Consider the following 3828-nt stretch of genomic DNA (forward strand, 5'->3'; position numbering starts at 1 on the left):
CGATGCCGATGTGCGTATTCTGCGCCGCATTGTCCGCGATGTTAAAGAGCGTGGACGTACGCTGGACAGCGTGGTGAGCCAATATCTGACCACCGTCAAGCCGATGCATGAGCAATTTGTAGAACCCAGCAAACGTAAAGCGGACCTGATCGTGCCGGAAGGCGGCCATAATCTGGTAGCCCTGGAACTGCTGATGAAGTGGATTGCCGATCACCTGCGCGACGAAGAAGTATAATCCCTGTTATATCAAAAAGTAAAACAAAACGCCCGTACTCTCTATGAGAGATCGGGCGTTTTTCTTATTTGTTCTTTATATCCGGGTAATAACCATTGCACATTCACCACGCTGTACATACCGTTCGGCAAAGGTATCTTTGTCGATTTGCATAACCTCCAGCATAGGGTCCGCCAGATAGCAAACTTCTTCTCCGTACCCGGTCAAAACCAGGCAATGAGAGTTTGCATATGGCCAGCTTCCATCTTCCAGTTGAAATGTATTGTTGTACAAAGGTTCGCTAAAAGCCCGTGTTGTCCATACCAGCACCGGCGTGCCGTTGGCTACCCATTCATACAGTTCCTCCACCGAGGAACCGCTGATGTCCACCGCCCTATAGTCGCTGTCCATGTCCGCCAGATAGGCATTGACCGCCCGGACAATTGCTCCCGGCAGGCAGTAAAAAGCCAGCTCATCCGCCGGGTTCCCCATAAATTCCACGTCAGGGTCCGCTTCCCAATAAGGAATGCCCAACGACAGGTAGTTTTCCGACAAAGTAACCTTATCAATAGAATATCCGAGGTAATTCAGCACGATTGCCGCGGAGGTAATCTCGCATCCATTGGGCAGTTCGGGGTTCTGATCAATGTTTTTTACATCCAGTTGGATTTCAGGCGGCAGCCACAGTGCCGTTTCCGCCGTTTCGGCGGTCTGCTGCATAAGCGCCCAAACCGTTGCCAATTCATCGTAGGAGGTTTCCTCCGCAAGCATGTATCCCATACTTTCCTCTGCCGATTCCGCGGTTGCAGTTTCTGCCGTGGCCACATCGGAGGGAATCATCACCGTTGCGCCGCATCCGGTCAGCACAAGTGTAACGGCCAGAATCAGGCAAACCGCTGCTTTTCGTTTTTCCTCTTCCGCTCTTTTCACAGTCAATCTTTTCCTTACTCACACAAGTCTTTTCTTTTAAGATAAAACAAATCTGTGAAAAAGGCAAGAAAAAACCCGGCAGATTTCCCTGCCGGGTTTGAAACATTTGTGAAATCCAGCTGTTGAAGGCAATTACCAGAGGTTTACGACCTCATTGTACAGACCTTCGTAGCTCTTAGCGGAGTTGGACCAGCTGAAGTCGCACTCCATGGCGCGGCGGACCAGAATCGGCCAGCCATCCTTCTGCCAATAGCCTTCCTTGGCACGCCAGCAAGCCTCATAGAGTTCATGAGCGTTGTAGTTGGCAAAGGTAAAGCCGTTGCCGTAGCCGTCACCGGAATCATGAATGGAGTCGCGCAGACCGCCGGTTTCGCGCACAACAGGAATGGTGCCGTAACGGCAGGAAACCATCTGCGCCAAGCCGCAGGGTTCGGAGCGGGAAGGCATCAGGAAGATGTCGGCGCCCGCATAAATCTGCTGTGCCAGTTTGGCATTGAAACCAATGTACACGCCTACACGGCCGGGGTTGCGTGCGCACAGTTCATTGAAGAAATTCTCGTACTGTGCTTCGCCGGAACCGAGGATGACCAATTCAATGCCCTGCTGCAGCAGACCCTCGGCAATGGCGCGGACAAGGTCCACACCCTTATGGCCCACCAAACGGGTAACCATAGCCATAACCGGGCTGCCATCCTTATGCAGACCCATTTCGTCCTGCAACGCAGCCTTGCAAACCGCCTTGCCTTCCTGGAAGGTATCCACGTCATAGTTCTTGGCGATATCGGGATCGGTCGCCGGGTTGAATACATCCACGTCGATGCCGTTGAGAATACCGCAAGTCTTATACTGCTTCTGACGCAGCAGACCGTCCAGACCATGGCTGAACCACGGGTCCAGAATTTCCTGTGCGTAGGTCGGGCTGACCGTGGTAACCTTGTCGGCCGTTTCGATGGCGCCCTTCATGAAGTTTGCACAGCCATCATATTCCACCACGTGGGCATCCCGCGCGCCAATGCCGCAGGTGTCTTCCAGAATGTCCAGACCATACTTGCCCTGGTAGGCAATGTTGTGGATGGTAAACACCGTCTTGATCCGGTTGAACTTATCCAGATGGCGGTAATACAGGTTCAGATAAACGGGCGTCAATGCAGTCTGCCAGTCGTTGCAGTTGATGATATCCGGCTCAAAGTCGGTGTAGAACAGCATCTCCAGAATGGCACGGGAGAAGAATGCGAAACGCTCGCCGTCATCATAGAAACCATACAGACCACTGCGCTTGAAGTAGTATTCATTATCAATGAAATAGAATACAACGCCGTCCCGCTCTGCCTTGAACAGGCCGCAGTACTGGCTGCGCCAGCCTACCGGAACGCTGAAATTGGTCACATAGGTCAGGGTATCCTTGTATTTCAAATCACCGTACAGCGGCATGACCACACGGCAGTCCACGCCGTCTTTGACCAACGCTTTGGGCAATGCACCTGCAACGTCGGCCAAACCGCCGGACTTCGCGAAAGGTGTAGCCTCGCTGGCCGCATACAAAATTTTCATAAGCACCTCCAAGCTGGTGGATTCCTAAAAAAGCAGGGGGACGGGGCAGGCCAGCGGTCTCCCCCGTCCCCCTCATCTAAGCTGTCTCCGGGGAGAAGGAGAACAGCCTCCATGAGCTATTTATACGCTGTGGTTCTTGGCGATAAATACCGGGAAGGTGTCCGTACCGGTCAGCTTCTTGCCTTCGGTAATGTGGACGTTCTTATCGGTAACCACATACTCAACATCGCAGTCCGGCTCCACCACCGTATCCTGCATTAGCACACAGTTCTTAACAACGGCGCCCTTCTTGACCTGGCAGCCGCGGAACAGCACGCTGTTCTCCACCGTACCCTCGATCACGCAACCGTCGGCCAGCAGGCTGTTCTTGACAGCGCTGCCTGCCAGGTAACGAGTGGGGTTGTCATCACGAATCTTGGTATAGATGGGAGCACCACCAAACAGTGCTTCCATGCTGCCGGGTTCCAGCAGACGCATATTCTCGTCGAAGTAGCTCTTCATATCGGAGATGCGTGCGGCATAACCCTTGAACTCATAGCCCTGCACATTGAGCAGTTTCAGGTTGCGGGCCAGAATATCGCGCTCAAAGTAGACCAGACCACGCACAGCCGCATCATGAATCAGATGGATCAGGCTCTCGCGCTCGATGACATACATATTCATCGAGAGGTTCTGATCACCCAGACGGTAATCGTTGGAGAGAATCTCGGTCACGCGGCCATTCTCATCCATACGAACGGTGTAGTTATCGCTACGGGCTCCTTCGGGGATTGCTGCGCGGTTGTAAACCATCGTCACATCGGCGCCGCTGGCTACGTGAGCGTCGATCAGCTTGCCAAAGTCAAAATTGACGGCAATATAGGAGTCAGACAGAATGACGTAGCGTTCTTTCTGTGCTTCCAGCCAGGAAAGGATGCTCTCGATGGCATCCACACGGCCGGAGTACATTTTAACACTGCGCTCTGCGAAAGGCGGAACAATGTTCAGACCGCCGCGCTTACGGGTCAGGTCCCATTCACGGCCGGCGCCCAGATGGTCCATCAGGGAATGATAGTTCTTACGAACGATGACAGACACATTATCGATACCGGCATTGACCATGCTGGACAGGGTAAAGTCGATCAAACGGTAAC

General features: G+C 53.1%; 3 protein-coding genes and 1 pseudogene. 1 reads left to right on the plus strand and 3 read right to left on the minus strand.

Annotation, left to right across the window (positions count from 1 at the left end):
• Positions 1-235: pseudogene (locus tag H6B10_RS13125) on the plus strand (uridine kinase); the annotation flags it as partial.
• 75 nt (positions 236-310) lie between these two features.
• Here H6B10_RS13125 and H6B10_RS13130 read toward each other — a convergent pair.
• From H6B10_RS13130 to glgD, 3 genes are all read right to left on the minus strand, one after another.
• Complete coding sequence (locus H6B10_RS13130) at positions 311-1144, minus strand: C39 family peptidase (RefSeq protein WP_204652019.1); 834 nt, start codon at positions 1142-1144, stop codon at positions 311-313.
• A gap of 132 nt (positions 1145-1276) precedes the next feature.
• Complete coding sequence (gene glgA, locus H6B10_RS13135; RefSeq protein ID WP_204652020.1) at positions 1277-2695, minus strand: glycogen synthase GlgA; 1419 nt, start codon at positions 2693-2695, stop codon at positions 1277-1279.
• Positions 2696-2815: 120 nt separating this feature from the next.
• A partial coding sequence (gene glgD, locus H6B10_RS13140) for a glucose-1-phosphate adenylyltransferase subunit GlgD (protein WP_204652021.1) occupies positions 2816-3828 on the minus strand: 1013 nt, incomplete at its 5' end.

Origin of the sequence: Gemmiger formicilis (assembly GCF_016901605.1) — a bacterium.
GTDB classification, from domain to species: Bacteria; Bacillota; Clostridia; order Oscillospirales; family Ruminococcaceae; genus Gemmiger; species Gemmiger formicilis_B.

What these genes read in the sequence shown, in the direction of transcription:
- glgA (WP_204652020.1), bottom strand. Translation starts at nt 2,695, where the DNA reads ATGAAAATTTTGTATGCGGCCAGCGAGGCTACACCTTTCGCGAAGTCC.